The organism is Mycobacterium sp., from assembly GCF_035697385.1.
Lineage (GTDB): Bacteria > Actinomycetota > Actinomycetes > Mycobacteriales > Mycobacteriaceae > Mycobacterium.
The window spans coordinates 1-25,905 of record NZ_DASSCY010000311.1 but is presented as its reverse complement, the minus strand read 5'-3'; the positions used below and the strand labels follow the sequence as shown (position 1 = coordinate 25,905).

Sequence of the window (25,905 nt, the reverse complement as noted above, 5' to 3'; positions counted from 1 at the left end):
CATGGTTAGGTCGTTGGCTCTGACGTATTGCGGTTGGAGAACACGGCTTCCAGCAGATGTAGACACTCGGCCTGCATCTCCTCGTGGGCGGCCACGGCGCCTTCAGCGTCGCGGTTGCGAATTGCCTCGATGACGGCAAGGGTCCCGCGCCGGCTCGGTTCCAGCGTCGCCGGAACGACATCGAAAATCGTGTCGATTGCCATTGTGCGAATTCGACGCAGTGTGCGGGCTACCGGCGGGGCGCTGGCTGCCTCGAAGACCACGTCCAGATAGGCGTCACATAAGTTCCAGATCGAAGCCGCGTCTTTGGTGGCGCTCAAATCCGCAGCAATTGCAGCCAATTGGGCGTCTTGTTCCGGTGTCAATCGGTCGGAGGCTCTGCGAGCCATGAGGCTGAAAATCAGATCCCACACCTCGGCGTTGTCGGCTATCGATGACTCAATTGGCAGTACTCGGCCGCCGCGTTGCATTTCCATCGATATCCAGCCCTCTTGTTCGAGGATGACAAGGGCCTCTCGGACCGGCACCCGACTGACCCCCAATCGCGCGCCGATGTCCTCTTGGGTGAGGCGCTCACCGGGCCCCATAAGTCCGGCGATGATCTCGCGCCGAAGGGTATCGGCCACCAATTCTCCGCTGCTTCGTCGCTCTAGGCGCCCATGTACAGGCTGACTCATCTGCGTCGCCCCTTTCTTTGGCCAAACCGTCGGCACCCCGCTTGGATCGCAGACTGTCTGCAACTTTATGCGTGGTCATTGATATCCCGTCCCTGGACGGGCGGTTCATTTCATCGCTGACGGGGCTTCCGCCCTTGCCCATCGTGACCCGGCATGCTTACATTCTGCAGTAGTGCAGACATTCTGCAAAGTCTTACGAGGGAGTTGAGTTCAGTGCACCTCAAGAACAGGGGTCTCCTGGGGCGTGTCCAGCACTGCGAGCCCGGGTCGGCTCAGTGAGCGAACTCGACGATCTCCCCGTTGCTAATCCGCTCGACGAAAATCCGGATCGGCGGAGCGCGGCCTATCGCGCGATGCGCGCTCAAGGATCAGTCGTGCCGTTTCCTGGACTGGAAAACATTCTCGCTGCGGTCACCTACGAGACGGTGTCGGCCGGGCTGAGTTCTGTCGACGACTTCGGCGGAAGTGCAGGCCAGGAGTCGCTCCCCGAAGAAGACAAGATCATCGCGGCTATCGCCGAACCGCGTCACGGCAAGGTCCGCAAGATCATCAACTCGGTCGTTGCCTTCCACAAGAGCCAGAAGATCGAGCCATACCTGCAGGAGCTCATCGCGCGTCTCGTGGACAACCTCGTCGCCGAGGCCGAAGCTGCGGGCCCGGCGGGTGCGGATCTCGTTGCCCATCTTGCGCAGCCGATTCCGCCTGCCGCAATAGCCCGGCTACTCGGATTCCCGGAATCGGACGCACCCGAGTTCATCAGATGGATCCACGAGAGCGGCCGCGCTTTCGAGCAGGCCGCGGCGTCAGGCCAAAGCCTCGCGATCGCCGACAGCAACCCGGAGATGCGTGACCATGTCGACACCCGCATCGCCGAGCGTCTCGCGCTTCCTCCTGAGGAATGGCCGATGGACGCGCTGAGTCGATTCCTGAGCACAGAAGTGGAAGGCGAGCGGCTCGATCCGCGCAGCATCAGGGCCCAGATCATGTTCATCATCGGTGCGGGCACCGACACCACGCGCAACGCGATTGGCAACCTCTTCTACCGGCTGGGCAGCGACCCGCAGGCCTACGCCGCGTTGCGCGCCGACCCCTCGCTGGTCGACTCCGCCGTCGAGGAAGCGCTGCGGATGGATGCCCCCGCCCAATTCATGGTGCGCACCTGTCGACGTGAGACCGAACTGGGTGACCGGCGAGTCGAACCGGGCCAGACCGTGTTCATGTGCATCGCAGCAGCCAACCGCGACGAGTCGGTGCACGACGACCCCGACACCTTCCGCGTCGAACGCGGCTCACGAGAACATCTCGCGTTTGGCTCCGGCCGCCACATCTGCCCAGGCGCGGGTCTAGCCCGCATGGAGATCCGAATTGCGCTGCGCACCTTCATGAGTCAGGTTGTCCGCTTCCATCTCGCCGACCCGGTGTTCCACCCGATGCCGATGGCGATGCTGTTGGGACCGCGCGTACTCAACATAGTCATCGATGAGGCCGCCGCCCGATCCGACTGAGAGAGGACGATATCCGATGGCCGAACTACCGACTTCAGCTGAAGTGATTTCCTATATCGACGAGCTGAAGAACTGGGGGCGATGGGGTCCCGATGATCAGCGGGGCACACTCAACCTGATTCAGCCCGAACATCGGGTCGCGGCTGCGCGACTCGTCACCGAAGGCCGAACCGTGTCGTGCGCCCGCGACCTTGTCACCGCCTACGGCAGCCCCGACAACTGCGCGCAAATGTATTGGGTGAACAGCGGTGAGGGGGTGGCGCATCGCGAGCCAGAGGTGCCGCAGACGGCGCTCGGATTCGGCAATCTCGGCTCGGCGGTGGAGTTCTTCGGCTTAGTGTTCCACGGCATCAACGTGACCCATATCGACGCCCTGGCGCACTTGTTTTGGAAAGGCAAGCTCTACAACGACCGGCCCGCCGGCCTTATGACCGCCGAACACGGAGCACTGTGGGCGTCGGTGATGCAGATGAGCGACGGCATCGTCAGCCGTGGCGTCCTGATGGACGTAGCACGCGCAGAAGGTGACGAAGTGCTCGAGCCTGGGCGGGCCGTCACGCCCGATGACCTCGAGGCCACCGCCGCCAAGCAGGGCATTACGGTGGGGCCCGGCGACATCGTTCTGCTGCGCACCGGCCGGTGGCATACGGGGAGCAGCGCAACGGGATCCACGACCGAATACGCCGACGCGCACGACCACGCCCGGTGGGGACAAGTCGCCGGTTGGCACCAAGCGTGCATACCGTGGCTGCGCGATCGCGATGTCGCGGTCATCGGCAGCGACGGGCCGCAGGAAACAATCCCACCGAAGTACCTCGATGCACTCGACGCGACCGTCCACGTCATGGCCCTGAACTCGATGGGCATGCCCCTGATCGACAACTGTGACCTGGAAGCGCTCGGCGCGGTGTGCGCGGAACTGGGTCGCTGGGAATTTCAGTTCATCATCAGTCCGCTGCGCGTCGTGGGCGGTTCCGGATCGCCGGTCAACCCGCTGGCGGTGTTCTGATGACGCTGCCCGATGACGCAGTCGCGTGGATCGAGCAGCAATGCGGGGGCCGCGTCGTCGACATCGAGCAGCAGGTCCGCTGGCGCACGCAACATTTTCTGACCGTTGAACGACCCGCAGGCACGATGCGGTTGCTGGCACGGTCAGCACGGCAGGGCATGGCTGCTGGCTCAAAATTCCTGCAGCACTTCGACATTGCGCATGAGGCGCGCGTGCTTGAGGCGCTGCAGGGCCAAGGCCTGAAAGTTCCCAAGTTCTTCGGCTTCAACACCGAGCACCGATTCATACTCATGGAGAGGGTCGATGGCACCAACGAACTGAAGGATGCGCCCGACGACGCAACACGCGATCAGGTGATGGCCGAATACATCGAACAGCTCGCCAGCTTGCATCGCCTCGACATCCAGTCGCTGAAGCTGTCAGGTCTGAAGATTCCCGCGACGCCGGAGGAGACCGCTTTCGGTGCCAAATTCGGCTTCGTGGAGGAAGACTTCGGCGTGTGGAAGCAGCATTTGAAACCCGAGCCGTTGCTCGACCTGGGGATCTGGTGGCTACACGCCAATGTCCCCAGGGGCCAGAGACAGGTCACTTTCGTGCAGGGCGACACCGGGCCCGGCCAGTTCATGTTCGCCGAAGGTCACCTCACCGCGCTGATCGACTGGGAACTTTCCCATATCGGCGACCCGATGCTCGACCTCGGCGTGATCCGGATGCGAAACATGCTTTATCCGACCGGATCGCTGAGGGGCCCGATCACGCTCTACGAGAAGATCAGTGGCCGCCCGCTCGACTGGCAAGCACTTTGCTTCTACACGGTGATGTCGATGCTGCTGACCCCGATCGGGGTGTCGATAATCATGCAGCGACCTTCTGCGCACATCGAGCCGGCATTCCCCTCCTTCGGGTGGAACGCGACGCTGCGTCGCGGCTTGACCGACGCCCTCGCAGAGGCGAACGGCATCGAAATCGAGCCACCACAACTACCGGAGCCGGCTGTGCCGGAGTGGCCCGCGCTCGTCGACTATCTCGTCGAATACCTCGACGTGAAGTGCGCCCCCATTGAGACAGACGACGCCGGTCGATTCGAGATCTCCGCGGCAACATCGATCGCCCGCGCTGTTCAACTTGAATCCAACGTCGGCGCTGAGCTTCTCGACGCCGACTTGCGCGACATGGGCAAGGTGCTTGGCAGGCGCCCATCAGACCGCGACGATGGTCTCGCCAAGCTGAGTGAGCTCGTTGCCGACGGACCTGCAGACCGACTCGATGAACTCGTCTGGCTGTTCGCACGCACCGAGAGGCGTCGGGAGTTCCTGCATAAGCCGATGATGATCGCGCAGGATTCCGGCGACTTCGAACCGTTAGCACCCCAGGAGGTACCGCGATGACCACCAACGCGACCGCCGAAGGAAACGCCGACCCGTTTGAACTGCCAGACACGCTGCAGCTTGGACCTCCGTTCGACCCGTACCCCTACGTCGCAGAAGCACTGCGCCGCAACCCAGTTCAGCGGGCCTGGCCATTGCCTATGGATACGGCTCTGGGCCCCGAGGGAATGCTGGGCGATGACGAAAACATCAACGCGTTCAGCGTGCTCGGCTACGAGGAGTTGTCTGAGGTCTTCCGCGACGGCGAAACCTACTCATCAGCCCTCATTGGCGAAGCCATTGGCCCGCTGCTGGCGCACACGATGGTGGCGATGGACGGCTCCGAGCACCGCGCACACCGCGCCCTGGTGGCACCGGCATTCCGGCCGAAGTTCATCTCCCACTGGGAAAGCGAGATCGTCGCTCCGATTGCCCACCAACTCATCGACTCCTTCGTCGGCCTTGGTGCGGTCGACCTTGTCCGGCGCTTCACTTTTGCGCTGCCAGTGCGGGTCATCACGCAGGTCTTTGGCGTACCGCAGAAAGATGTGCAGTCGTTCCAGCGCTGGTCGATCGAGATGATCAGCATCCCGCTGGATTGGGACCGGGGCATGGCAGCGTTCGAGGCCCTACGTGGCTACTTCAGCGAGCAGGTCGAACAAAGGCGCCGCGAGCCAAAAGCAGATCTGATCACCGAGCTCGCCGAAGCCGAGGTCGACGGGCAGCGCCTCACCGATGAGGAGATCTTCGCCTTCCTGCGCCTGCTGTTGCCTGCAGGTGTCGAGACGACCTACCGGTCACTGGGTAACCTGCTGTTCGCGTTGTTGACCCATCCCGACCAACTCGAGGAGGTCCGGGACAACCCCGCACTCGTCCCCGCCGCGATCGAGGAGGGCCTGCGGTGGCAGCCGCCGATCTTCCACACGGGTCGCATCAGCACCAAGCCCAGCCGGCTCGGCGGTGTCGACATCCCGTCGGGCGCCTTCGTGAACCTTTTCGTCGGGGCCGCTAACCGCGACGAACGCGTGTTTTCCAATCCCGACACGTTCGATATACACCGAAACCCGAACCCCCAGATCGCGTTCGCGGTGGGGGCGCACGCATGCCTCGGCGCGCACCTCGCCCGCATGGAGAACCGGATCGCGCTGGAGGCCCTCCTGCAACGACTGCCCGATCTACGACTCGATCCGACGGCGCCGATGCCACAGATTGTCGGTATGCCTCTGCGCTCGCCCGACGCCTTACCCGTGTTGTTTACGCCAGCGACTTGACCAGTCCCCCGGAACCGTTCGAACGCCGGCCCTTTGATGCCACCGGGCTGGCATGGGAGCTTGTCCAAATGGCAAGCGGCCAGTTGTCGCGTGTCGAACGCCGCGACATCTACATCGCGATCGGGGCAGGCGATGCGCAACGGGCCGTCGCCACCCTGCTCACAATCCTCGTGCAGCGCAGACTTGCAGTACCCAGATGGGTGCCGTACCGCCTCGAACGGTGGATTAAAGGGTATTCCGGCTGCGCCGACGAATATCAGCTTCAATCGCTACTCGAACAACTCAATGTTGTACACCGTCAAGAGCCTCAATCACGAAGTGACGCCACCATATTGGATCTTGCTCAGCGATATCGCACTGGTCGCCGGGCCGGCTCCACCTACGCTGAGATCGGGCACGCGGAAGCGCAATCCGCCATTTCGGCTACCCGCCGCCACCGAGTGAGTTCTGTGCGCGATCAGATGTTGAGGTAAACGTTCTTGTACGTCAGGAATTCTTCGAGGCCGAGCCGGCTGCCCTGCCTGCCATAGCCGCTTTGCTTGATGCCACCAAACGGGGACGCCGGCGATACCGGTCCCGGCCCGGTGCTGTTGATGTGCACTGTGCCGGCTTTCAGAGAGTCGATCAGACGGCGGGCACGGTTCATGTTGCTGGTTTGGGCGTAGGCGGCCAGACCATAGCTGGTGCCGTTGGCCAGGGCGATCGCTTCGTCCTCATCGTCGAACGGAATCACACACAGCACCGGGCCGAAGATCTCGGTTTGCGCGATCGCGGTGTCGTTGCGAACGTCGATCAGCATTGTCGGTTCGATGAAGAACCCGTCGGCCAGTTCGCCCCCCATCCGGTGCCCGCCCATCAGGACATGTCCGGCCGCCGAGTTTTCCGCCTCCGCGATCATGCCGAGAATGCGGTTGGCCGCCGCCTCACTCATCACAGGGCCCATCGTCACCCCCGGCTCGAACGGTCTTCCGACCACCACCTTGTTCACTATGTCGGCTACACCGTCAATGACGCGCTCATAGACGGTGCGCTGCACCAACATTCGGGTCGGCATCGAACAACCTTGCCCGGCGTTGAAGGTGAACCGCGCCGACATGGGGATCACCGTGTCGATGTCGGCGTCGTCGAAGATAATGTTGGCAGACTTGCCGCCAAGTTCAAGGACCAGCGGTTTCAACGTCGAGGCCGACGCTTCTTGCAGCTTGCGTGCCGTGGCGGTGCCGCCGGTGAAGCTGATCTTGTCGACATCGGGATGGGTGACCAGCGCGTTGCCGACCTCGGGCCCGCCGTGAATCACATTGACTACGCCAGCAGGTATCCCCGCCTCCTGGCACAGGCGGGCAAACACCACCGACGAAAACGGTGCGTTTTCAGGCGTCTTGATGACCAGGCAGCATCCCGCGGCCAGCGCCGGCGCACCCGCCATACCGCAGAACCCGATCGGCCCATTGGAGGCGACGAACAGCCCGACGACGCCGACCGGTTCGGGCACGGTGAAGTCCAGGCCCGGAAACGGAAAAGGTTTGATGTGCTCACCGGTGATCTTGTCGGCCCAACCGGCGTAATAACGGAACCACAATGCGGGATACCAACCACCGTGCTCGGAGAACGGCTGGCCGCCCTCCAACGAGGAGATCATTCCGAGGTCGCGGCCGTGGTCCTCGAGCAGGGCCGCGACCCGAATCAGGGCGTCGCGGCGGGCATCCGGTGACCACCGCCGCCACTCCTCGAACGCGCGACGCGCCGCCGCGACCGCTTCATCAACTTCCTCGGCCGACGCGACGGGGAAGGTCTTGCTGACCTTGCCGGTTGCCGGATTGATGTGGTCGAGCACACCACCGAGTGACTCGGTGACCCGTCGATCGCCGAGAATCAGCGCGCTGTCCAGAACCTCGGTGCGGTCGTCGCTCACGCATCCTCCTCAGCACGTCGCGTTTTTGCTGTCAGCATTCGTCGACCAGCCACTTCACGAAGCGATGTAAGGCGAAGAACCCGTCGTGCGGGTATCCCGGGGCCACGTTGATGACCTCGCCCAGTGGTACGAGGCGTTGCATTCCGTGGGCCGCCAGCGAATCGCGCAGCTCGGCGCCGCGCGACGCCGGGAAGATCCCGACGGTTTGGGTGGCGACGTTGACGTGCCGGATTGCATCCTGAAGGGAGGCGACCCGGACCACGTTGACGGTCTTGGCTGAGGGGTGAAATCCCACCGGGTCATCGGACAGGATCACCAGCCCGGATCCGTCCGCCGCACCGAAGACTTCATATGCCGGCGACATCGACTGCAGCACTTCGACTTCGGCCCGGTCGTCGACGCTCAGCAGGGTCGGTACGACGGCGTCGGCCAGCTCCCGCTCGACGCCGAGCTCGTCGACCAGCAGCTGACACCAGCGCGTCAGGGCGTCGCGGTCACCCTCGGCATAGACGAACCGGCTCGCCGCGCAGACCTCTTGGTTGAACAGAGTGGCGTCACAAGCCGCTGCGGCAGCCGATCTGCGCATCGTCTCCTCTGAGATCAGCGCCTCCTGCCCGAGCAACGAGATCGAGACTTTCGGATCGAACGAGACGAGGTCGAAGCCCGGCCCGACATATTGCAGCGCCGAACGGATGGCGGCATCCCCACCCCAAGCCACCAGCCGATCGAAGTACTGGGCACGAAACAGCGCACTCTCCACTTCGGGATCGCCGCCGCGCCAGTACACACACGAGAACGATTCCGTGACTGGGTGTCCCGGGCCGACCTCGGCCATCGTGCGCAAGATCGCCGTACCCGTGAACAGATCATTGGATGGGAGCTTGAGCAGATGCACACCCTTGGTCAGCGCGCCGCGCACGATCGAGGCCGCCGTGACACCCGGCGCATTTCCGGCCATGATGTGCACCAGCCTGGGAGGAAAAGCCCGGACCCGACGTGGCTTTCCGGTGAGGTCTGGCACCACCTTCCACCCATCGAGCGCCTCGCGTCCCACTTCTTTGTCGACCTGGAACCACAGTGACTCGGGGTCGAACGCGTGCTGCAGCCCCCGGTAGCCCTGGCCAAGGATGCGGGGCCCCAGCGCGCTGAACGCCGCGCTGGCGTCGAGCGCGTGCTGCAGATGCGGATTCGTGTCGAGGTCCATGCGCTTTCCGACTGCAGCGAGGAAGTCGATGATCTCGGCAAGGGGCACGTCGAACGCGGGGCCAGCCTCCGTGCGCGGCCAGACGAGTTCATCCAAATCCAGCGCTGGGGTGGTAAAGCCGTCGTGTTCGACCGCACTTCCGCCGTTGGGTACGCGCAGTTCACCGCGGATGAAATGCGGAATCGCGGTGGGCGTGGCTGTGGTCACGACATCACTCCAGACTCGTGGGACGAATCGAGGCTCAGGGCACTATGCAGAATGTCTGCATAATTGCTACGTTACTCGGGTCGGTTGTCGGCGGGCAAGTGGCGGGCTCTACCTGGAGGCGGTGTGCACGATGAAGTGCCAAGCGGCGATTCTGCGGGGCGTTGGCAATGACTGGGAAGTCTGCGAGATCGACCTGGATGAGCCTCGCCACGGTGAGGTGCTGGTGCGCATGGTCACCGCAGGTATTTGCCGCACCGACGATCACTTCGCCACCGGCGACGCCGTGCCGTCGACCGAACTCGTCGAGATGATGCGCGCCGCCGGCATGGCCACACCCGACTGGTTTCCCTTAATCGGCGGGCATGAGGGCGCCGGCATCGTCGAAGAAGTCGGTCCCGGGGTGAGCGGCCTTCAACCGGGCGATCACGTCGGAATGTCGTTCATCCCCGCGTGCGGCAAGTGTCGGTGGTGTGTCAGCGGCCAAAGCTACATCTGCGATGTCGGGGCCAACCTGTTCGCCAAGGAAATGATCACCGATGGCACCGTGCGCCGCCATCTCGGCGAGCAAGGTCTGATGGCCACCACCCAGCTGGGAACCTTCTCCGAGTACGTGGTGACTTCCGAGGATTCGTTGATCAAAATCGATGAGTCCATCCCGTTTCACGCTGCATCGCTGGTGTCATGCGGTGTAACAACCGGCTGGGGATCGGCAACCGTATCGGCGGGCACCCAGCCGGGCGACACCGTCATTGTCATTGGGATCGGCGGGGTCGGAATGAACGCGCTCCAAGGCGCTCGCGCCGCGGGGGCGAAGTACGTCATCGGCGTCGATCCCGTCGAATTCAAGAGGGATTCAGCACCACAGTTCGGGGCGACACACACCATCGCCTGGGCACACGAGGCGGTCGAGCTCGTGCGCGAACTGACCGCCGGGGTGATGGCCGACCGCGTGGTGCTCACCGCAGGCGTGGTTCACGCCGACCTCATTCCGGTGGCGATGATGCTGACCCGTAAGGGCGGAACCTGCGTGCTGACCGGTATGACTCCGCTGACCGAGATGTCGGTCCCACTGATCCTGGTCGACATGGCCAACTCGTGCAAGCAGCTCAAAGGCACGCTCTACGGCGGGATGAACCCACGAGCCAGCATGCCCATGCTGCTGTCGATGTACCAGGCGGGCGCACTCAAACTCGACGAACTGGTCACCCGCCGCTACCGGCTGGATCAGATCAACGAGGCGATCGATGACATGCGCGAAGGCCGCAACATCAGAGGACTGATCGAATTCCCGCGCAGCTAAGGACGCCTCACACAATCACGATTCAGTGTGGCCAGCAAGGCAATTCACCCAACTACTAGGAGGGCCTGACCTTCGTGCCCGGCTACCAGCTCAAAGGCGGGGTCACCACAGCTCACGACGACGTCGTCGCCACTCCGACCTTGAATGACGACGGCACGTTGGCTGCACTGGAGGTGTCCATGGGCGCCGACACCTACTTGTTCGCCTTCGACACCGCCGGTAGCTACATCCACTTCTTCGGCCGCCTAACCGACAGCTCGTCGGGTAAGAAGCCGGCCCGAAGCTGGTGCTGGATCGAATGGGCCCCGGGCCTCATGACACCGGAGATCCTCGACCTCACCATGCAACGCTTCCGGCTCGCCCGAGGCGGCCCATGGGAATCCGGCGATCGAGCCGCCGCGCGCACCGGCGTGAAGAAGGGCCCCGCCGCCCGACGCGTCCGCGAATCCCCTGGAACATCGCAGTGACTCCTGATAATTCGGTGCCCAGCCTCGTGCTCATCCACGGCGGTGCGCATGATGCTCGTTGCTGGGACCTAGTCATCGATGAAATCAACGACCGCGCACCCTATCTGCGGGTGCTGGCGGTCGACTTGCCCGGCCGGCCCACCTCCCCGGCCCCGCCCGATGCACTGAACGCCACCAGCTATGCCGATGCGGTGGTCGCTGAGATCGAGCGCGCGGGACTGGGCTGCGTGGTCGTGGCCGCCCATTCCCTCGGTGGGCTCACGGCGCTGCGCGTCGTCACCAAACTCGGCTACCCAAAGGTCCGGGAAGTGATACTCATTGCGGCCGTGACTCCACCGCACGGATCCTCGGTAGTCGACACCCTGCCGTGGCCGTTCGCGCATTTCCTTCGGCGGACCGCCATGAAAGCCGAAGCCTTACTTCGGGTCCCGCCAGCGGCCGGTCGAGCGCTGCTCTGGAACGGTGTCCCCCGCCATCGCAGTCGCTACGCACGGACACGACTCTGTCGTGAACCGGCTCAGATTCTGCTGGAGCCAGCCGACCACGCCGGCCTGCCCAGGGAAACCAAACGCACGTGGATCCTCACCCGCCGGGACCGCGTCGTGTCGCAGCGCCGACAGCTCACCTATATCAGCGGCCTCGGCGGTATCGACACCGTCCTGACACTCGACACCTGCCACGACGTGATGTACAGCGAACCGTCCTGGCTCGCCCAACTATTCATTGAACGCTGCCGCCACCAGACAGCTGACGACAGCTAGCGTCGCGTCGATCCGCTGCCGTGGTAGTACCGATAGCCGTTGTGCTCATCGATATGGCTGGGCGACAACAGTTCCACTTCGTGGTAATAGCGCAACGTCTTCACGCCGCGACGATCCACATAGTTTGAGAGAACTAAAAGCACGCGTGTCTCACTGCCGCTTCAAATTTGAAGTCCGTCGGAAGTCATCCGTGAGATATTGAAGCCAGGCGTGAGAACCTACAGCTGAGTGGTGCGGCGGTAGAGGAAGACGGCCAGTTAGTGGGCCATGTTGGCGAATCGCCCAAGGTGCAACTGGTGTGCAACCGTGGCCGTTCTCGTCGGACCGTTACGGTGCTTAGCAAGAATCAAATCCGCTTCGCCACCCCGGGGATCATCGCGGTCGTAGGCGTCGGGTCGATTGATTCGAGAATCCATGAGAACCGCGGCTTCGTGGTTGGATTCCATTCCACCGATGGTCAGATTGGGTGAGCCGACCAGCGCTTCGGTGTGGCCGTCGCGAAACTGCACGAAGTAGGTTTTGGCGTTCTGGAACTCTTCTGGATGCACCACCACGCGTAGCGTCGCACGTGGATGTGGACGCACCAGTTCGGCGAGCCTGACCAACGCACCTGGATCAGCCTGGTCGGGGGCACCACCGGCCACGATCAATAGGTGCCCACCGCGCTCGAGAAAAGCCGTCATGGATAACGCCGACTGTTCGACTGCGGGTGCACTCAAGAAGCCGGTGCGAATCGCAATCGAGTCGGCCTGATCGAAAGCGCCGAGCAGCCACTCGTTTAGTCGCGGATTGTGCCCTTGCACTGAGTCGATGTACCGCACTAGCGAACTCCTCTCAAGGATGCGCGATCCTGTTCCCCCGAACGTTCACCGCTTAGGCGTCTGTTCTCGGATAGAACCGAGCTATCTAGAGATTCGCATCTGGCGTGCCGGTTCGGATCTGCACCGTGAGCCCCCGGCCTATAACGCTGACACTGCTCACAGATCGCGAACCCGTGAAATCGCGATCTGGCAACAGTCTCGAGAGCCCACTTGCGCTGGGTCGCCGCCGTTTACTAGGATATCCAAGTATTCAGCCATTCAGGCGAGGGGCACAACCATGACCACACAGATTTCTCATTTCATCAACGGCAAGCGCACAGCAGGCAAGTCGACGCGCACCGCCGACGTGATGGATCCCAATACCGGGCAGGTACAGGCCACGGCGCCGATGGCGTCGGCAGCCGATATCGACGCCGCAGTCGCAGGCGCGGTCGAGGCGCAGAAGCAGTGGGCGGCATTCAACCCGCAGCGCCGGGCCCGGGTGATGATGCGGTTCGTCGACCTGGTCAACCAGAACGTCGACGAACTCGCTGAACTGCTGTCGCTCGAACACGGCAAGACCGTCGCCGACTCGAAGGGTGACATCCAGCGCGGCATCGAGGTCATCGAGTTCGCCGTCGGCATCCCCCACCTGCTGAAGGGCGAATACACCGAGGGCGCCGGCACCGGCATCGACGTGTACTCACTGCGCCAGCCGCTGGGCGTGGTCGCCGGCATCACCCCGTTCAACTTCCCCGCCATGATCCCGCTGTGGAAGGCCGGCCCCGCACTCGCGTGCGGCAACGCCTTCATCCTCAAGCCCAGCGAGCGCGACCCGTCGGTGCCCGTCCGGCTGGCCGAACTGTTCCTCGAAGCCGGATTGCCACCGGGCGTGTTCCAGGTGGTGCACGGCGACAAGGAAGCCGTCGACGCCATCCTCGAGCACCCCGAGATCCAGGCCGTCGGCTTCGTCGGCAGCTCCGACATCGCGCAGTACATCTACTCGACCGCCGCGGCCCACGGCAAGCGCGCACAGTGCTTCGGCGGCGCCAAGAACCACATGATCGTCATGCCCGACGCTGACCTCGACAACGCGGTCGACGCGCTGATCGGCGCCGGCTACGGCAGCGCCGGCGAGCGCTGCATGGCGATCAGCGTCGCGGTGCCGGTCGGCGAGCAGACCGCAGATCGGTTGCGCGCCAGGCTCATCGAACGCGTCAACAACCTTCGTGTCGGCCATAGCCTCGACCCGAAGGCCGACTACGGCCCGCTCGTCACCGAGGCCGCCCTGGCCCGCGTGAAGGACTACATCGACCAGGGTGTCGAGGCAGGCGCCGAAGCCGTCGTCGACGGTCGCGAACGCACCAGCGACGACCTGCAGTTCGGTGATTCGAACCTCGAGGGTGGCTACTTCATCGGCCCGACGCTGTTCGACCACGTCACCCCCGACATGTCCATCTACACCGACGAGATCTTCGGCCCGGTGCTGTGCATCGTGCGTGCAAACGACTACGAGGAAGCGCTAAGTCTTCCCTCGGAGCACGAATACGGCAACGGCGTCGCGATCTTCACCCGCGACGGCGACACCGCCCGAGACTTCGTGTCTCGGGTGCAGGTCGGCATGGTCGGCGTGAATGTGCCGATCCCGGTGCCGGTGGCCTACCACACGTTCGGCGGATGGAAGCGGTCTGGCTTCGGCGACCTCAACCAGCACGGCCCCTCGTCGATCATCTTCTACACCAAGGTCAAGACGGTGACGCAGCGTTGGCCCGCGGGAAGCCACGGCGCCGAGTTCGTCATCCCGACAATGAAGTAGATGGACTACTTCGGGCTGGACGACGACGAACGCGTGATCGCCGAGACGGCGGCCGCGTTCGCCGAGAAGCGCCTTGCGCCATACGCATTGGAGTGGGACGCCACCAAGCACTTCCCCACCGATGTGCTGCGCGAGGCGGCTGAACTCGGCATGGCCGCCATCTACTGCCGCGAGGATGTCGGCGGCAGCGATCTGTGTCGGCTCGACGCCGTGCGCATCTTCGAGCAGCTCGCCGCCGCAGACCCGACCATCGCGGCGTTCTTGTCCATCCACAACATGTGTGCGTGGATGGTCGACACCTTCGGCAACGACGAACAGCGCAAATCCTGGGTGCCGAGACTGGCGTCGATGGAGGCCATCGCCTCCTACTGCCTGACCGAACCGGGCGCGGGATCAGACGCAAGCGCGTTGCGCACCAAGGCAGTTCGCCAAGGTGGCGATTATGTCATCGACGGCGTCAAGCAATTCATCTCCGGCGCAGGCACATCGGATGTCTACGTCGTGATGGCCCGCACCGGCGGTGACGGTCCTCGCGGCATTTCGGCGTTCTTGGTCGAAAAAGGCATGCCGGGACTGAGTTTCGGCGCCGACGAACTGAAGATGGGCTGGAACGCACAGCCGACCGCTCAGGTGATCTTCGAAGGTGTGCGGGTGCCAGCCGACGCGATGCTGGGCGGTGCCGACGGCGAAGGCACCGGATTCGGCATCGCGATGAACGGGCTCAACGGCGGGCGCCTCAACATCGCCGCCTGCTCGCTCGGCGGTGCGCAGGCCGCCTACGACAAGGCCACCGGCTACCTGGCCGATCGCCAGGCGTTCGGCGGCTCCCTGCTCGACGAACCCACCATCCGCTTCACGCTGGCCGATATGGCCACCGCGCTGCAGGCATCGCGAATCCTGTTGTGGCGCGCCGCAACCGCGCTGGACGAGAATCATCCCGACAAGGTCGAGTTGTGCGCGATGGCCAAGCGCTATGTGACCGACGCGTGCTACGACGTGGCGGATCAGGCATTGCAGCTGCACGGCGGCTACGGGTATCTGCGCGAGTACGGGCTGGAGAAGATCGTCCGCGATCTGCGGGTACACCGAATCCTCGAGGGCACCAACGAAATCATGCGTGTGGTAATCGGTCGGGCCGCAGCGGCCCGGGCCCGCGCATCCGCATAGGAGAACAGATGACGACGATCGCGTTCCTGGGGTTGGGCCACATGGGCGGCCCGATGGCGGCCAACCTACTCGCCGCGGGTCACACTGTGCGCGGCTTCGACCCGGTGGCCGCCCAGAAGGCCGCCGCGGCCGAGAAGGGCGCTGCGGTGTTCGACAATGGTGCCGAGGCAGTCGCCGACGCCGATGTCGTGATCACGTCGCTTCCCAACGGGAACGTCGTGAAGGCCTGTTACGCCGAGGTGCTGCCCGTTGCCTCAGATGGCGCGCTGTTCATTGACACGTCGACCATCTCCGTCGACGACGCCCGCACCATCAATCAGCAGGCCGCCGAACGCGGTATCGCGCAGCTGGACGCGCCGGTGTCCGGCGGGGTGAAGGGCGCTACCGCCGGAACCTTGGCCTTCATGGTCGGCGGTGACGACGCTGCCGTCGAGCGCGCTCGGCCTGTGTTGGAGCCCATGGCGGGCAAGATCATTCACTGCGGGGTTTCAGGCACCGGCCAGGCCGCGAAGCTGTGCAACAACATGGTGTTGGCCGTGCAGCAGATCGCCGTCGGAGAGGCCTTCGTACTTGCCGAGAAGTTGGGGCTTTCCGCGCAGTCGTTGTTCGACGTGATCACCGGTGCGACCGGAAACTGCTGGGCTGTGCACACGAATTGCCCTGTGCCGGGACCGGTTCCGACGTCGCCGGCCAACAATGACTTCAAGCCGGGGTTCGCGACCGCGCTGATGAACAAGGACATCGGCCTGGCCATGGACGCGGTCAAGTCGACGGGTTCCTCGGCGCCGCTTGGTTCTCACGCCGCCGAGATCTATGCGAAGTTCGCCGCCGACCACGCCGACAAAGATTTCAGCGCCGTCATCGAAATGATCCGCAAAGGTTAGAACGGTGCGGGCGCTTCGTTGCGCGCGCGTTCGGCCTTGATCCACGCGGCGTATTCGGCTGCACGAGTACGTCGTCGTCTGGGCATCATCAGGCCGCGGTCGCCGGTATTCGGCACCACGATCGACGGGGGCGGAAGGTCGGCGGTCGTGGTGTCCCATGTCTCGAAGAACAACCGGCTGCCGGGTTTGGTGATGTATTTCCTGCCGCTGGGTGAGATCCAAATGACCGTGCCATCAGGCAGCTGAATGTCGTGCCATCCGCCAAAGGTCTTCATCAGATGGTTAGTTCGACACAGACACTTGAGATTTGACGCGTGGGTCGGCCCGATCGGATACGGGGTGGTGTGGTCCAAGTCGCAGCGATCGGCAGGCACGTCGCAGCCGGGCGCGCGGCAGTACAGGTCTCGCATCCGCACGAACTCGGCCAGCTCCGCCGACGGTCGATAATGCGGTTCCGGCTCATCGCTGGGCATGGTGATCGGACGGACCTTGGCGCCGCCGCGGATCAACTCCGACAACAACGGTGTCGGCACGATGCCCCCTCCGACGATGAGCGCTGCGGGCGGCGCGACTGCGGGCTGGTCGGCAGAGCCAGTTGCGGCGTCGACCGCTGATTGATCCGCCAGAACCCGGATCACCACGTTGGAGGAACTCGGCGCATCGCCCGCCGGGCAGGTCTTCGAACCGCACCGGCACGCCAGACGGAAACTGCCTGCAGCGATTGCGCCCACCGCATCCGAGCGACGCTCGCCGATGAGGCGAGGATCATTGTCGCAGACTCCCTGCACCATCTGTGCGACGCGACGCTTGAGCACCGCCGCGTCTGTGGCCAACAGTCGACCCCACACCGAGGTGGTTTCGGCCGGATCATCGAGATCTCCGATCGAGAAGTCTCTACTGCGCGTGGAAGATTCAGAGCGGCGCACGGCCGCCGGGTCGTAACGGAAGATCCATGCGTCGATCGCCTGATCGAGTCGGTCCTCCGAGAGCGGACCCCATTTGTTCGCTCCCTCCGCAAGGGCTGCATCGATGAGGGCCAGCGCGTCGGCGTCCTCCACCAGTTGGGTGCGCCACGTGATCGCGGAGACCACCCGCGAGCTGAGCCTGCCCTGCATGTACAGCGCCGCAACGCGGGGAAGACGGTCACGCAGCGCGACCGCGATCCGCATCTGCGCCGAGGCCCGGCGATGTCCCACAGTCATAGCCGCCGCCACCTCGGCGGACGCTGAAGCCCAGCCGTCGAACGCCCAGTTCGCCCGCTCGTCATCGTCAACGACCCGGCGACGGGCGAGCTCAGCAATGGCGGCCAGTCGGCGAGCCCCGGCAGCAGCTTCTGCCCGCGCGCCCTCCTCGATGGCGGCGACGACCGTCGCGTCATCCGCCGTTGAGAACTCCGAGTCGAACACACTTGCGATTATGCCCAATGCGGCAGACCAGCCTAGAAAGTTATCCACAATCACGAATCTGTCCACAGATGGCGTGCCTCAACACATTTGGACTTGACAACGGCAACACGCCAGCACTCCCTCGCGAACGCCCGGAATAAACCGCGATGAGTCTTGCTTGTCGCGTTAATGACCTTTCCCGTACGCGTTGCCGTTCAAATTCAGCCCGCCGACACCCCTGACTACGCCACCTGGCGGCAAGCTGTCCTGCATGCCGAGGAGATCGGGGTGGACGTCATCTTCGGCTATGACCACTTCCATGCGCCGTTCATCGAGTCGATCGCCGACGCGAAGCCGGTGCTGGCCGAGGTGCAGCCGGATGTGAACAACTTCGAGGGCTGGACCGCGCTGGCATCGTGGGGCGAGATCACCACACGCGCCGAACTCGGCCTGCTGGTGGCGGGGATCGGCTACCGCAACCCCGATCTGCTCGCGGACATGGCGCGTACTGTCGACCACATCAGCGGTGGCCGCGCCATCCTCGGCGTCGGCGCTGGTTGGTACGAGAAGGATTACACCACTTACGGTTTCGAATACGGAACGGTGAGATCGCGGGCGGACCTCTTCGATGAGGGACTGCTGCGCATCGAGCGCCGGTTCGAACTATTGCAGCCGGCACCGCTGCGCAAGATCCCGATCCTGATCGGCGGATCCGGTCCCAAGCGCACCTTGCCCGCCGTCGCACGCCATGCCGACATCTGGCATACCTTCCTGCCCATCGACTCCTACCGCGAGGCCAGTGCCCGCGTCGCCGAACTGGCAACCGGATTCGGGCGCGCCGAAAGCGATATCGAGCGCTCGACACTGTGGACCGATCCGCAGTCGGCGGACGCCTACCTGGCCGCTGGAGCCACGTTGTTCCACACCGAGGTCCGTGCGTCAGAAGGCAAGTACGACCTCAGCACGGCAGAGAAGCTCGTCGACTGGCGCGACACGAAGCGCTGAAGGCTACGCGGCCGTCGATGGCTTGCGTGCCGTCCACCAACGACCGTGCAGGCGTTGGCAATCCGCCATCTGCAGCGGCTCGCTGCCGGCGTAGTCCGGACGCACCGCCGCGGCCGCCGGCAGATCCGGGGCGCCACCGCCGGTGATGACGACAGTGGCCAGATCCGCGGCGTTCGCTGCCCGCAGCCCCGCCGCGGACCCCGCGACGGCCAGCGCGTTCTCCGCGGATATGCCGAGTTCCCACAGCGCGAGGTGATAGGGCTCGGGATTCGGCATCGATTTGTTCACGTCGTCGCCGGTCACAACCGTCTCGATCAGCCCTTCGCCGACCAGCTGCCGCACCAACGGCTCCGCCCAACTGCGCGGGCCGTTCGTCACCACAGCCACCGATACGCCCGCAGCGAAGGCATCCATGACGAAGTCATGCAGCCCCGGCCGCGGCGCAAGGTCGGCATCCAGAACCATTTCCTCGAACATCATCGTCTTGGTCGCGACGATCTCGTCTACGAGCAGCTTGTTCAGCACGTCGCATTCCGTGCAAACCCCTCGTGCCCGTAATTCGGCAGCAACCCGTTGGCGTTCGTCGCTCAGCGCCAACAGCTTGCGGTAACGCTCGACCGTCCACACGATGTCCAGCCCGTGGTGGGCGAAGGCGGCGTTGAACACCACCCGGTGGGCATCGGATTCGACATCGGCCAGCGCATCGAGGTCGAAAATCACCGCGCGCAGCGGATAAGCACTTACGTCGCTAGGCCGCGACCAGTCCCACCAGAACCGGCCAGCGCGCCACGTTCGCTCCTGTGTGATCGGCACCCGGAAAGGGTGGCCCACGTCACACCTGCGGCGCGTCCCCCGTAGGGGGGATTGGGCAGGCCAAGTTGGAACCCCCGGCGGGGTGGCGGCTCTAAGGTGTTGCCATGGTGGTCACTGCGGGGCCGGTGCGGATTGTGCTGGTAGACGACCACGAGATGGTCATCGAGGGCCTCAAGGCCATGCTCGCGACGTTCGCCGATCGCGTCCAGGTGGTGGGCCAGGCCGTCGGCGCTGAGCGAGCGCTCAGCGTCATCGACGAGCTCCAGCCCGACATCGTCTTGTGCGACGTCCGTATGCAGGGCGCCAGCGGTCTGGACCTGTGCCAGGAGCTGCGCGAGCGCGACCCGCAACGCAAGGTAGTGATGCTGTCGGTTTACGACGACGAGCAGTACCTCTTCCAGGCGTTGCGCGTCGGCGCGTCCGGCTATCTGCTGAAGAGCATCAGCAGCGACGATCTGGTGCGCCAGTTGGAGTTCGTGCACAGCGGCGAGACCGCGATCGACCCGACCATGGCCGCCCGCGCCGTCGACACCGCCGCGCGGATGCAGCGCGACGAGTTCTGGCCCGGCGCCCGCCAGGGCCTGACACAGCGGGAGAGCGAAATCCTGTCCTTCGTCGTCAACGGCCTCTCCAACCGCGCCATCGCCACCAAGCTCGTGATCGGCGACGAGACCGTCAAGTCTCATCTGCGCTCGATCTACCGCAAGCTCGGCGTCAGCGACCGCGCCGGCGCCGTCGCAACCGCCCTCCGAGAAGGCATCTACCAATGAGGCCCGCAGCGCGCCCGTCGAACGCGGTGCGCGACCTCGTCGACGCCGACCGCGAGCTCGCGCTGCTGCGAGAACTGATCCAGGCCGCATCGAGCGGGCCAGGCGTCGAACCGCTTGCCGCGGCGGCCGCCCGGATGATCACCGCGGCCACCGCCAGCGATGTGTGCTTCGTGCACGTGCTCGACGACACCGAACGATCGCTCACCCTCGCCGGGGCGACGCCGCCGTTCGACGCCGAGGTCGGCAAGATCCGGCTTCCGTTGGGACAGGGCATTTCCGGCTGGGTGGCCAGCCACCGCGAGCCGGTCGTGATCAGACAGGACAAGGAGTCCGATCCCCGCTACATGCCGTTTCAGTCGCTGCGGGGCAAGGACTTCACGTCGATGGTGTCGGTGCCAATGGAGACCGACCCCGGCGGCCTGGTCGGCGTGCTCAACGTGCACACCGTCGAGCGGCGCAATTTCACCGAGCGCGATGTCGAACTGCTGCTGGTGATCGGCAGGCTCATCGCGGGTGCCCTGCATCAGGCCCGGCTGCACCGGCAGCTGGTGGCCCGCGAACGCGCGCACGAGAATTTCGTCGAGCAGGTGATCCAGGCGCAGGAAATCGAACGCCGCCGGCTGGCCGGCGATATCCACGACGGCATTTCGCAGCGGCTGGTGACGCTGTCGTACCGGCTCGACGCGGCGTCTCGCGCGGTCGACGACCCGGCGATGATGGCCGAACAGCTCGACAAGGCCCGCGAATTGGTCGAGTTGACGCTGCAGGAGGCGCGCGCGGCGATCGGCGGACTGCGGCCGCCGGTGCTCGACGATCTCGGCCTCGCAGGCGGGCTCGCCAGCCTGGCCCGGTCGATCCCGCAGATCGGCATCGACGTCGACCTCGACGACACTCGGCTGCCCGACCACATCGAGCTGGCGTTGTACCGCATCGCCCAGGAGTGCCTGCAGAACGTCGTCAAGCACGCCAACGCCAACATCGCGCGGCTGACGTTCAGGGTGGACGAAGATGCCGCCCGCCTCGAAATCGTCGACGACGGAATCGGTTTCGACACCTTCGAGCATCCGCTGGGCAGCGACGAGATGGGCGGCTACGGCCTGCTGTCGATGGCCGAGCGGGCCGAAATCGTCGGCGGCAGGCTCAACATCCGATCGCGGCCAGGCTCGGGAACCGCGGTGACCGCGACGATCCCGCTGCCGACCACGTCCAGTTAGCGCCTAGAAATCGCCCGCGTGGCGGCGCAGCGTCTCGATGGAATCCGCGAGCGCCCGCGACTCTTCGTCGGAGATGCCGATGTCGGCGAAGACCTCGTTGTTGAGCGTCACGGTCGCGTCCTCGACGGTCGAGCGGCCGAGGTCGGTGATCCGCACCAGCGTGGTGCGCCCGTCGGTGGGATGCGGTATTCGCTCCACCAGCCCGTCGGCCTCCAGCCGGCGTATCGCGTGCGTGACGCTGGTGACGTGCACCTGCAGCCGGTCGGACGCCTTCGTGATCGGCAGCGCGCCGGTGCGGCTGAATGCCAGTAACCGCAACAGCTCGTAGCGCGAAAAGCTGAGGTCGTAGGGCCGCAGCGCGGTTTCGACACGGGCCAGCAGGATCTGGTGCGCCCGCATCACCGACGTCACCGCGACCATGCCGTCGGCGACCGCACCCCAGCCCGAACGCTGCCAGTTCGCGCGCGCCAGCGCGATCGGGTCCCGTTTGTCGGGCCACGGCGGTTGCGAAGGCACGACTCTTCATACCCCATGGACCGGCTGTCGCCGGGCAGATCAGCGCGACGCCACCGCCGCCACCGCGGACAACACCGCACGGGTCGACTGTCTGCTGCCGACGGTGATTCGCACGCTGCCGTCGGCGTAGTCGCGGACCTTCAACCCGGTGCCGTCGAAAACTTCGCGCCATGGCCGACCGAGTGGCGGCAGGTACACGAAGTTGGCGTGTCCGTCGGTGCTGTAGACACCCATCGCGCGTAGCCGCATCCGCATGAAGCGGCGCTCGGAGGCGATCATCTGAATACGTTGCTGCAGTTGATCTTCGGCGTCGTAGGACGCCGCGACGGCCACCAGGCTGGTGATGCCGGTCCCGAAGGGCAGCTGCATCGTCCACAACCGGCGGGCGAGTGCGGATGCGCAAAAGCCGTAGCCGATTCGCAGGCCGGCCAGCCCGTAGGCCTTCGAGAAGGTCCGCAGCACCACGACATTGGGATACCGCTCGACGAGGGCAGGCGCATCGATGCGGTAGGCCGGCGCCAGGAACTCCACGTAGGCCTCGTCCAGCAGCACCACGGTGTCCGCAGGCACCCGCTGAAGGAACCGCTCGATGTCGGCCGCCGGCTCGATGGTTCCGGTCGGATTGTGTGGCCGGCACACCACCACGACCCGCGCTTGGCTGGCCGCTTCAGCCATCGCGTCGAGGTCGTGGTGGCCGTGCCGGTCCAGCGGCACAGTGACCGATCGCAGCCGGGCCATCTGCGCGAAGATCGGATACCCGTCGAACGTCGGGGACGTCATCACCATCGTCTCGCCGGGGCTGGTCACTGCGTGCAGCACCTGCAGAACCACACCCGTCGCGCCCTCGCCGATGACCACCTGGTCGTCCCGTACCCCGACTCGGTCGGCAATCAACGAGCGCAGCCGCTCCGGCAGATACTCGGGATAGCGGTTGGCCGCATCGATCGATTCGATCAATGCCGACCGCACTGCGGGCAGCGGTGGGAACGGATTCTCGTTGAGCGACAACGCAAACGGATCATCAGCGCGTGGCAACGCTTCGACCGCATCGGGGAGGGCATGCTTCGCGGCGGCCATCACTCACGCCCGCCCCACTGAACCGCGGCGGCGCCTGCGAAGTCACCCGCATGGGCGAACGCCGACATCAACACCACGTCGCCCCTCTTCAACTTTCCGCTGGAGATCGCCCTGTCGAGGTTGACGGGGATACCCGCGGCGAACAGGTTGCCGCATTCGTCGAACGTGTCGACGTGCCGCTCCTTGGGCAGTTCCAGCGCTTCGCGCCAGTTCCGCAGGAACACCCGGTTCGGCTGATTGGTGACGAGCAAGTCAAGATCCTTGGGCTTGCGGCCAATTCGATCGCACACCGCGTATGACACCTCGGGCACCTGCCGGTTGCCACGGGCCAGCACCTTGGTGATCTTGCTTTCGGTGAAGCCGATGTAGCCCTCCCCGGGGCCCGGCTGCCACCACTTGCGCGGCGGGTTGACGGCGATCGTCATGTCACCGGCGTACTCGCCATAGGTGCGGCACTCGACATCGAGGATCGGCGACGTGTCCGACAGCGTCACCAGACCCACCGCCGCTCCGTCACCGGGCACCGACGCCTGTGCTTTGCGCCGCACGTTGGGCTGGTCGAAGATCTGGCCGGCCGCGTTCTGCGCGATGGCGATCAACGCGGTCTTGCCCTCGCCGGACGCCAGCAGATTACGGGCGACCTTGAGGCCGAGCACGAACGCAGCGCATCCGCCGTTGTGAAGGTCGAGCACCCAATTCGGTTTGATGCCAAGGCGATGCGCGATGCCGCCCCCGCCGCCGTAGAACGGCATGTCCGGCATCTGGGTGTGGGTGATCAACACGTCGACGTCCGCGATGGCATCCTGGCCGTGTCGCTCGATCAGACCGGCGGTAGCCCGTTCCACCATGTCGATGGCGGTCTCGTCCTCACCGACATGGTGCCGGAACTTCGGCGCTCGGAACATCAGGTTGTCCCGCAGATCGTCGGACGTGGCGAACTGGGCATAGTAATCGGCGCCGATCGGCTCCCCCGGCAGGTACGTGGAAACGTCTATCAAGCTGACGGTCATGGTGTCCTCATCTCATCCATACGGGTGTCACGGGAAGGCCGTTGCGGTAGCGGTATTCGGCGATTGCCTTGAGGTTCTTCAGTTCCAGAAGATGACCGGCGCCGAACATGTCCCAGAAGTCGCCGACCCAGACCGGCCGTTCGGGTGGAGCCGTTTCCGGGTAAGGGTTGTGGTCGTAGAACGGGTGGTGGCAGTTGGTCCACAGCACCACCGAACCCGGCTTGTCGAACACCACCTGCGCGTCGACGATGCGTATCAGGTACACCATCCACAGGTGCTTTCCCTGATCCCAGGCGCAGTGATAGTCGACGGTCTTGGCGGCCCTGTTGGCATGAGTACGGGTGTAGATCTCGGTCTCAGAGCCCAGCCGGTCGTAGGCCAGCCAGAGCCCCGGTTCCTCGGTCGGCGTGAACCCGCGCAGGCTGTAGGTCCACTCTTCGAGGCAGCGGGTGTCTGACATGTAGTCGAACAGCTCGTCCGGAGGACAGTCGATATAGCTGTTGACGGTGCAGAATTCGCCGAACACCTCGTCGTGCGGATACACCGACCGCATCATCTCCATGATGATGGGCGTGGCCTTTTCGCGCGGAGCCGTCTCGATGCGGATCAGGTCTTCGATGGGTTCGACGGTGCCTCGGTGGGCGGTAATGTCATCAAGTGCTGGCAACGACATCGGGTCGCTTCTCCTTTGTTGTCGAAGGTTTCGCGGCGGCAGGAACAGCACCGCCGAGAAAGTTTGCGAATGGCGGAATTTCGTCAGCCGAGCATTCGATGCTGATGACCGAAGGGCCGTCGACATCGAGCGCCGCATCCAGCGCGGGGGCCAGATCAGCGATCTCGGAGACGTCGACGGACATCAGGTCAGGGAACATGGCGGCCAGCCCCGCGCCCAAACGGCTCGGCCCAAATCGGTTGTAGCTGTACAGGCCGTCGTAGAACAGCTGCTCGCGGGTCACGCACATCGCGTGCGCATGGTTGTCGAACAACAGGAACGTCACCGGCAGCCGGTACTGCAGAGCGGTGTGAATCTCCATGCCGTGCATGAAGAATGAGCCGTCGCCCGCGATGACCACCGTCCTGTGGCGGCGGCCGAATGCCATACCGACACCCGCGCCGAAGCTGTAGCCCATCCCGCCCATCCCGAGCGCGACGACGAACCTGCCGTCTCGTCGCACCGGCAGATGGTGAATCGCCGACGCGCCGATGTTGCCTGCATCGACGACGATGTCGACTCGATCCGGCAGCGCGGCATCCAGCACCGCCATCGCGTCCCGGTACCGAACCCCTGGCCCACTGAACGCCGGCGGCCGCAGTTCGGTGCGCGTAACGACATCGGGCACCCGCACATGAGTCGGCCGCCCCTGACCCGACAGCGCCGCGGTCAGCAGCGACAGCGATCCGCGTAAGTCCTGGGTGTGCACGTGGGTGCACGGCAGGTACGGCGCCGCCGAGCCGATCGAGAACACGGGCACCGATCCAAGGGCATCGTTCAGCCCGGTTCGCGAGGTCACAGTCATGCGGGTGCCCACCAGTAGGCACAGCGCACTGTCAGCGATCGCGGGCGCGACGCCTGGATGTCCCATCACGCCCGTGACACCAAGAGCCGATGACGATCCCATGCCCGGCGTGCCTGCGACGTCCTTGGCATCGGGCACGGTGGCGATCCGCGCGCGCAACCTCATCCGCAGCTGTTCGAGTTCGGCGCGCGCATCGTCACGAGCGACCTGTTCACCGGCGATGATCGTGATCGGTCCATCCGACTGGCGCA

The 25,905-nt window shown here is 64.6% G+C and carries 24 protein-coding genes and 1 pseudogene; 14 read left to right on the top strand and 11 right to left on the bottom strand.

From position 1 onward, the window contains the following. Window positions 1-5 precede the first annotated feature (5 nt). Window positions 6-626 carry a GntR family transcriptional regulator gene (locus VFH65_RS26410; protein WP_353325663.1) on the bottom strand — a complete coding sequence of 207 codons (621 nt, stop codon included), beginning with the start codon at window positions 624-626 and terminating at the stop codon, window positions 6-8. A 425-nt stretch (window positions 627-1,051) separates the two neighbouring features. Here VFH65_RS26410 and VFH65_RS26405 point away from each other — a divergent pair, with 425 nt between their 5' ends. From VFH65_RS26405 to VFH65_RS26385, 5 genes are read left to right on the top strand one after another with little or no spacing between them, the layout of a single operon-like run. Beyond that, on the top strand, window positions 1,052-2,182 hold the full coding sequence (locus VFH65_RS26405; protein WP_353325661.1) for a cytochrome P450: 1,131 nt from the start codon (window positions 1,052-1,054) through the stop codon (window positions 2,180-2,182). A gap of 16 nt (window positions 2,183-2,198) precedes the next feature. Then, window positions 2,199-3,191 (top strand): cyclase family protein, encoded by a 993-nt coding sequence (locus tag VFH65_RS26400; RefSeq protein WP_353325659.1) that lies wholly within the window; start codon window positions 2,199-2,201, stop codon window positions 3,189-3,191. Next, on the top strand, window positions 3,191-4,579 hold the full coding sequence (locus VFH65_RS26395) for a phosphotransferase family protein (RefSeq protein ID WP_353325658.1): 1,389 nt from the start codon (window positions 3,191-3,193) through the stop codon (window positions 4,577-4,579). Before VFH65_RS26400 ends, VFH65_RS26395 begins: the two co-directional genes overlap by 1 nt. Next, on the top strand, window positions 4,576-5,829 hold the full coding sequence (locus VFH65_RS26390) for a cytochrome P450 (RefSeq protein WP_353325656.1): 1,254 nt from the start codon (window positions 4,576-4,578) through the stop codon (window positions 5,827-5,829). The genes VFH65_RS26395 and VFH65_RS26390 overlap by 4 nt, the downstream gene beginning before the upstream one ends. Continuing rightward, on the top strand, window positions 5,826-6,302 hold the full coding sequence (locus tag VFH65_RS26385; RefSeq protein WP_353325654.1) for a hypothetical protein: 477 nt from the start codon (window positions 5,826-5,828) through the stop codon (window positions 6,300-6,302). The genes VFH65_RS26390 and VFH65_RS26385 overlap by 4 nt, the downstream gene beginning before the upstream one ends. On the opposite strand, the gene VFH65_RS26380 is transcribed toward VFH65_RS26385, so the two are convergent. Together VFH65_RS26380 and VFH65_RS26375 are read right to left on the bottom strand one after the other, a co-directional pair. After that, window positions 6,287-7,741: an aldehyde dehydrogenase family protein gene (locus tag VFH65_RS26380; protein WP_353325652.1), complete on the bottom strand. Its 1,455-nt coding sequence runs from the start codon at window positions 7,739-7,741 to the stop codon at window positions 6,287-6,289. The two genes, VFH65_RS26385 and VFH65_RS26380, sit on opposite strands and share 16 nt — an antisense overlap. A gap of 31 nt (window positions 7,742-7,772) precedes the next feature. Beyond that, window positions 7,773-9,152 carry an acyl-CoA reductase gene (locus tag VFH65_RS26375; protein WP_353325650.1) on the bottom strand — a complete coding sequence of 460 codons (1,380 nt, stop codon included), beginning with the start codon at window positions 9,150-9,152 and terminating at the stop codon, window positions 7,773-7,775. Window positions 9,153-9,282: 130 nt separating this feature from the next. On the opposite strand from VFH65_RS26375, the gene VFH65_RS26370 reads away from it, so the two are divergent. The 3 genes from VFH65_RS26370 (at window position 9,283) to VFH65_RS26360 (ending at window position 11,680) form a co-directional block, all read left to right on the top strand. Beyond that, window positions 9,283-10,452 (top strand): NDMA-dependent alcohol dehydrogenase, encoded by a 1,170-nt coding sequence (locus VFH65_RS26370; RefSeq protein WP_353325649.1) that lies wholly within the window; start codon window positions 9,283-9,285, stop codon window positions 10,450-10,452. A 74-nt stretch (window positions 10,453-10,526) separates the two neighbouring features. Then, entirely contained in the window at window positions 10,527-10,919 is a 393-nt protein-coding gene (locus VFH65_RS26365; RefSeq protein WP_353325647.1) for a hypothetical protein, read from the top strand. After that, complete coding sequence (locus tag VFH65_RS26360) at window positions 10,916-11,680, top strand: alpha/beta fold hydrolase (RefSeq protein WP_353325645.1); 765 nt, start codon at window positions 10,916-10,918, stop codon at window positions 11,678-11,680. The genes VFH65_RS26365 and VFH65_RS26360 overlap by 4 nt, the downstream gene beginning before the upstream one ends. A gap of 257 nt (window positions 11,681-11,937) precedes the next feature. On the opposite strand, the pseudogene VFH65_RS26355 reads toward VFH65_RS26360, so the two are convergent. Further along, window positions 11,938-12,084, bottom strand: a pseudogene (locus tag VFH65_RS26355) (replicative DNA helicase); the annotation flags it as partial. A gap of 694 nt (window positions 12,085-12,778) precedes the next feature. Here VFH65_RS26355 and VFH65_RS26350 point away from each other — a divergent pair. Genes VFH65_RS26350 through mmsB form a run of 3 tightly spaced genes read left to right on the top strand, consistent with a single transcriptional unit; the run spans window position 12,779 to window position 16,347 of the window. Continuing rightward, window positions 12,779-14,296 carry a CoA-acylating methylmalonate-semialdehyde dehydrogenase gene (locus tag VFH65_RS26350; RefSeq protein WP_353325643.1) on the top strand — a complete coding sequence of 506 codons (1,518 nt, stop codon included), beginning with the start codon at window positions 12,779-12,781 and terminating at the stop codon, window positions 14,294-14,296. Beyond that, window positions 14,297-15,463 (top strand): acyl-CoA dehydrogenase family protein, encoded by a 1,167-nt coding sequence (locus VFH65_RS26345; protein ID WP_353325641.1) that lies wholly within the window; start codon window positions 14,297-14,299, stop codon window positions 15,461-15,463. It begins immediately after the preceding gene. Between the two features lie 8 nt (window positions 15,464-15,471). Next, complete coding sequence (gene mmsB / locus VFH65_RS26340; RefSeq protein WP_353325639.1) at window positions 15,472-16,347, top strand: 3-hydroxyisobutyrate dehydrogenase; 876 nt, start codon at window positions 15,472-15,474, stop codon at window positions 16,345-16,347. On the opposite strand, the gene VFH65_RS26335 is transcribed toward mmsB, so the two are convergent. Then, complete coding sequence (locus VFH65_RS26335) at window positions 16,344-17,753, bottom strand: HNH endonuclease signature motif containing protein (protein WP_353325638.1); 1,410 nt, start codon at window positions 17,751-17,753, stop codon at window positions 16,344-16,346. The two genes, mmsB and VFH65_RS26335, sit on opposite strands and share 4 nt — an antisense overlap. A gap of 168 nt (window positions 17,754-17,921) precedes the next feature. Here VFH65_RS26335 and VFH65_RS26330 point away from each other — a divergent pair, with 168 nt between their 5' ends. Next, entirely contained in the window at window positions 17,922-18,737 is an 816-nt protein-coding gene (locus VFH65_RS26330; RefSeq protein ID WP_353325637.1) for an LLM class F420-dependent oxidoreductase, read from the top strand. A 3-nt stretch (window positions 18,738-18,740) separates the two neighbouring features. On the opposite strand, the gene VFH65_RS26325 is transcribed toward VFH65_RS26330, so the two are convergent. After that, the gene (locus VFH65_RS26325) at window positions 18,741-19,550 is read right to left on the bottom strand and encodes an HAD hydrolase-like protein (protein ID WP_353325635.1); all 810 of its coding nucleotides are present in this window, start codon (window positions 19,548-19,550) and stop codon (window positions 18,741-18,743) included. Between the two features lie 104 nt (window positions 19,551-19,654). Between VFH65_RS26325 and VFH65_RS26320 the strand changes: the two genes are divergently transcribed. Next, complete coding sequence (locus VFH65_RS26320) at window positions 19,655-20,320, top strand: response regulator transcription factor (protein ID WP_353325634.1); 666 nt, start codon at window positions 19,655-19,657, stop codon at window positions 20,318-20,320. Further along, window positions 20,317-21,534, top strand: a complete 1,218-nt coding sequence (locus tag VFH65_RS26315) for a GAF domain-containing sensor histidine kinase (protein WP_353325633.1) — start codon at window positions 20,317-20,319, stop codon at window positions 21,532-21,534. The genes VFH65_RS26320 and VFH65_RS26315 overlap by 4 nt, the downstream gene beginning before the upstream one ends. A gap of 3 nt (window positions 21,535-21,537) precedes the next feature. On the opposite strand, the gene VFH65_RS26310 is transcribed toward VFH65_RS26315, so the two are convergent. The 5 genes from VFH65_RS26310 to VFH65_RS26290 all read right to left on the bottom strand — a co-directional run. Further along, window positions 21,538-22,050 (bottom strand): MarR family winged helix-turn-helix transcriptional regulator, encoded by a 513-nt coding sequence (locus tag VFH65_RS26310; RefSeq protein WP_353325632.1) that lies wholly within the window; start codon window positions 22,048-22,050, stop codon window positions 21,538-21,540. Window positions 22,051-22,089: 39 nt separating this feature from the next. Continuing rightward, window positions 22,090-23,127: a pyridoxal phosphate-dependent aminotransferase gene (locus tag VFH65_RS26305; protein ID WP_353325631.1), complete on the bottom strand. Its 1,038-nt coding sequence runs from the start codon at window positions 23,125-23,127 to the stop codon at window positions 22,090-22,092. After that, window positions 23,127-24,137 (bottom strand): 3-oxoacyl-ACP synthase III family protein, encoded by a 1,011-nt coding sequence (locus VFH65_RS26300; protein WP_353325630.1) that lies wholly within the window; start codon window positions 24,135-24,137, stop codon window positions 23,127-23,129. The genes VFH65_RS26305 and VFH65_RS26300 overlap by 1 nt, the downstream gene beginning before the upstream one ends. A 7-nt stretch (window positions 24,138-24,144) precedes the next feature. Further along, complete coding sequence (locus VFH65_RS26295; RefSeq protein WP_353325628.1) at window positions 24,145-24,810, bottom strand: SRPBCC family protein; 666 nt, start codon at window positions 24,808-24,810, stop codon at window positions 24,145-24,147. Then, window positions 24,791-25,905 (bottom strand): thiamine pyrophosphate-dependent enzyme (locus VFH65_RS26290; protein WP_353325626.1); only part of this gene is annotated, 1,115 nt, incomplete at its 5' end. The genes VFH65_RS26290 and VFH65_RS26295, both read right to left, overlap by 20 nt.

Coding starts and splice junctions, on each gene's coding strand:
- VFH65_RS26400 (WP_353325659.1), top strand. CDS start 2,199: ATGGCCGAACTACCGACTTCAGCTGAAGTGATTTCCTATATCGACGAG.
- VFH65_RS26395 (WP_353325658.1), top strand. CDS start 3,191: ATGACGCTGCCCGATGACGCAGTCGCGTGGATCGAGCAGCAATGCGGG.
- VFH65_RS26390 (WP_353325656.1), top strand. CDS start 4,576: ATGACCACCAACGCGACCGCCGAAGGAAACGCCGACCCGTTTGAACTG.
- VFH65_RS26370 (WP_353325649.1), top strand. CDS start 9,283: ATGAAGTGCCAAGCGGCGATTCTGCGGGGCGTTGGCAATGACTGGGAA.
- VFH65_RS26350 (WP_353325643.1), top strand. CDS start 12,779: ATGACCACACAGATTTCTCATTTCATCAACGGCAAGCGCACAGCAGGC.
- VFH65_RS26345 (WP_353325641.1), top strand. CDS start 14,297: ATGGACTACTTCGGGCTGGACGACGACGAACGCGTGATCGCCGAGACG.
- mmsB (WP_353325639.1), top strand. CDS start 15,472: ATGACGACGATCGCGTTCCTGGGGTTGGGCCACATGGGCGGCCCGATG.
- VFH65_RS26330 (WP_353325637.1), top strand. CDS start 17,922: ATGACCTTTCCCGTACGCGTTGCCGTTCAAATTCAGCCCGCCGACACC.
- VFH65_RS26320 (WP_353325634.1), top strand. CDS start 19,655: ATGGTGGTCACTGCGGGGCCGGTGCGGATTGTGCTGGTAGACGACCAC.
- VFH65_RS26315 (WP_353325633.1), top strand. CDS start 20,317: ATGAGGCCCGCAGCGCGCCCGTCGAACGCGGTGCGCGACCTCGTCGAC.
- VFH65_RS26305 (WP_353325631.1), bottom strand. CDS start 23,127: ATGGCCGCCGCGAAGCATGCCCTCCCCGATGCGGTCGAAGCGTTGCCA.
- VFH65_RS26300 (WP_353325630.1), bottom strand. CDS start 24,137: ATGACCGTCAGCTTGATAGACGTTTCCACGTACCTGCCGGGGGAGCCG.
- VFH65_RS26295 (WP_353325628.1), bottom strand. CDS start 24,810: ATGTCGTTGCCAGCACTTGATGACATTACCGCCCACCGAGGCACCGTC.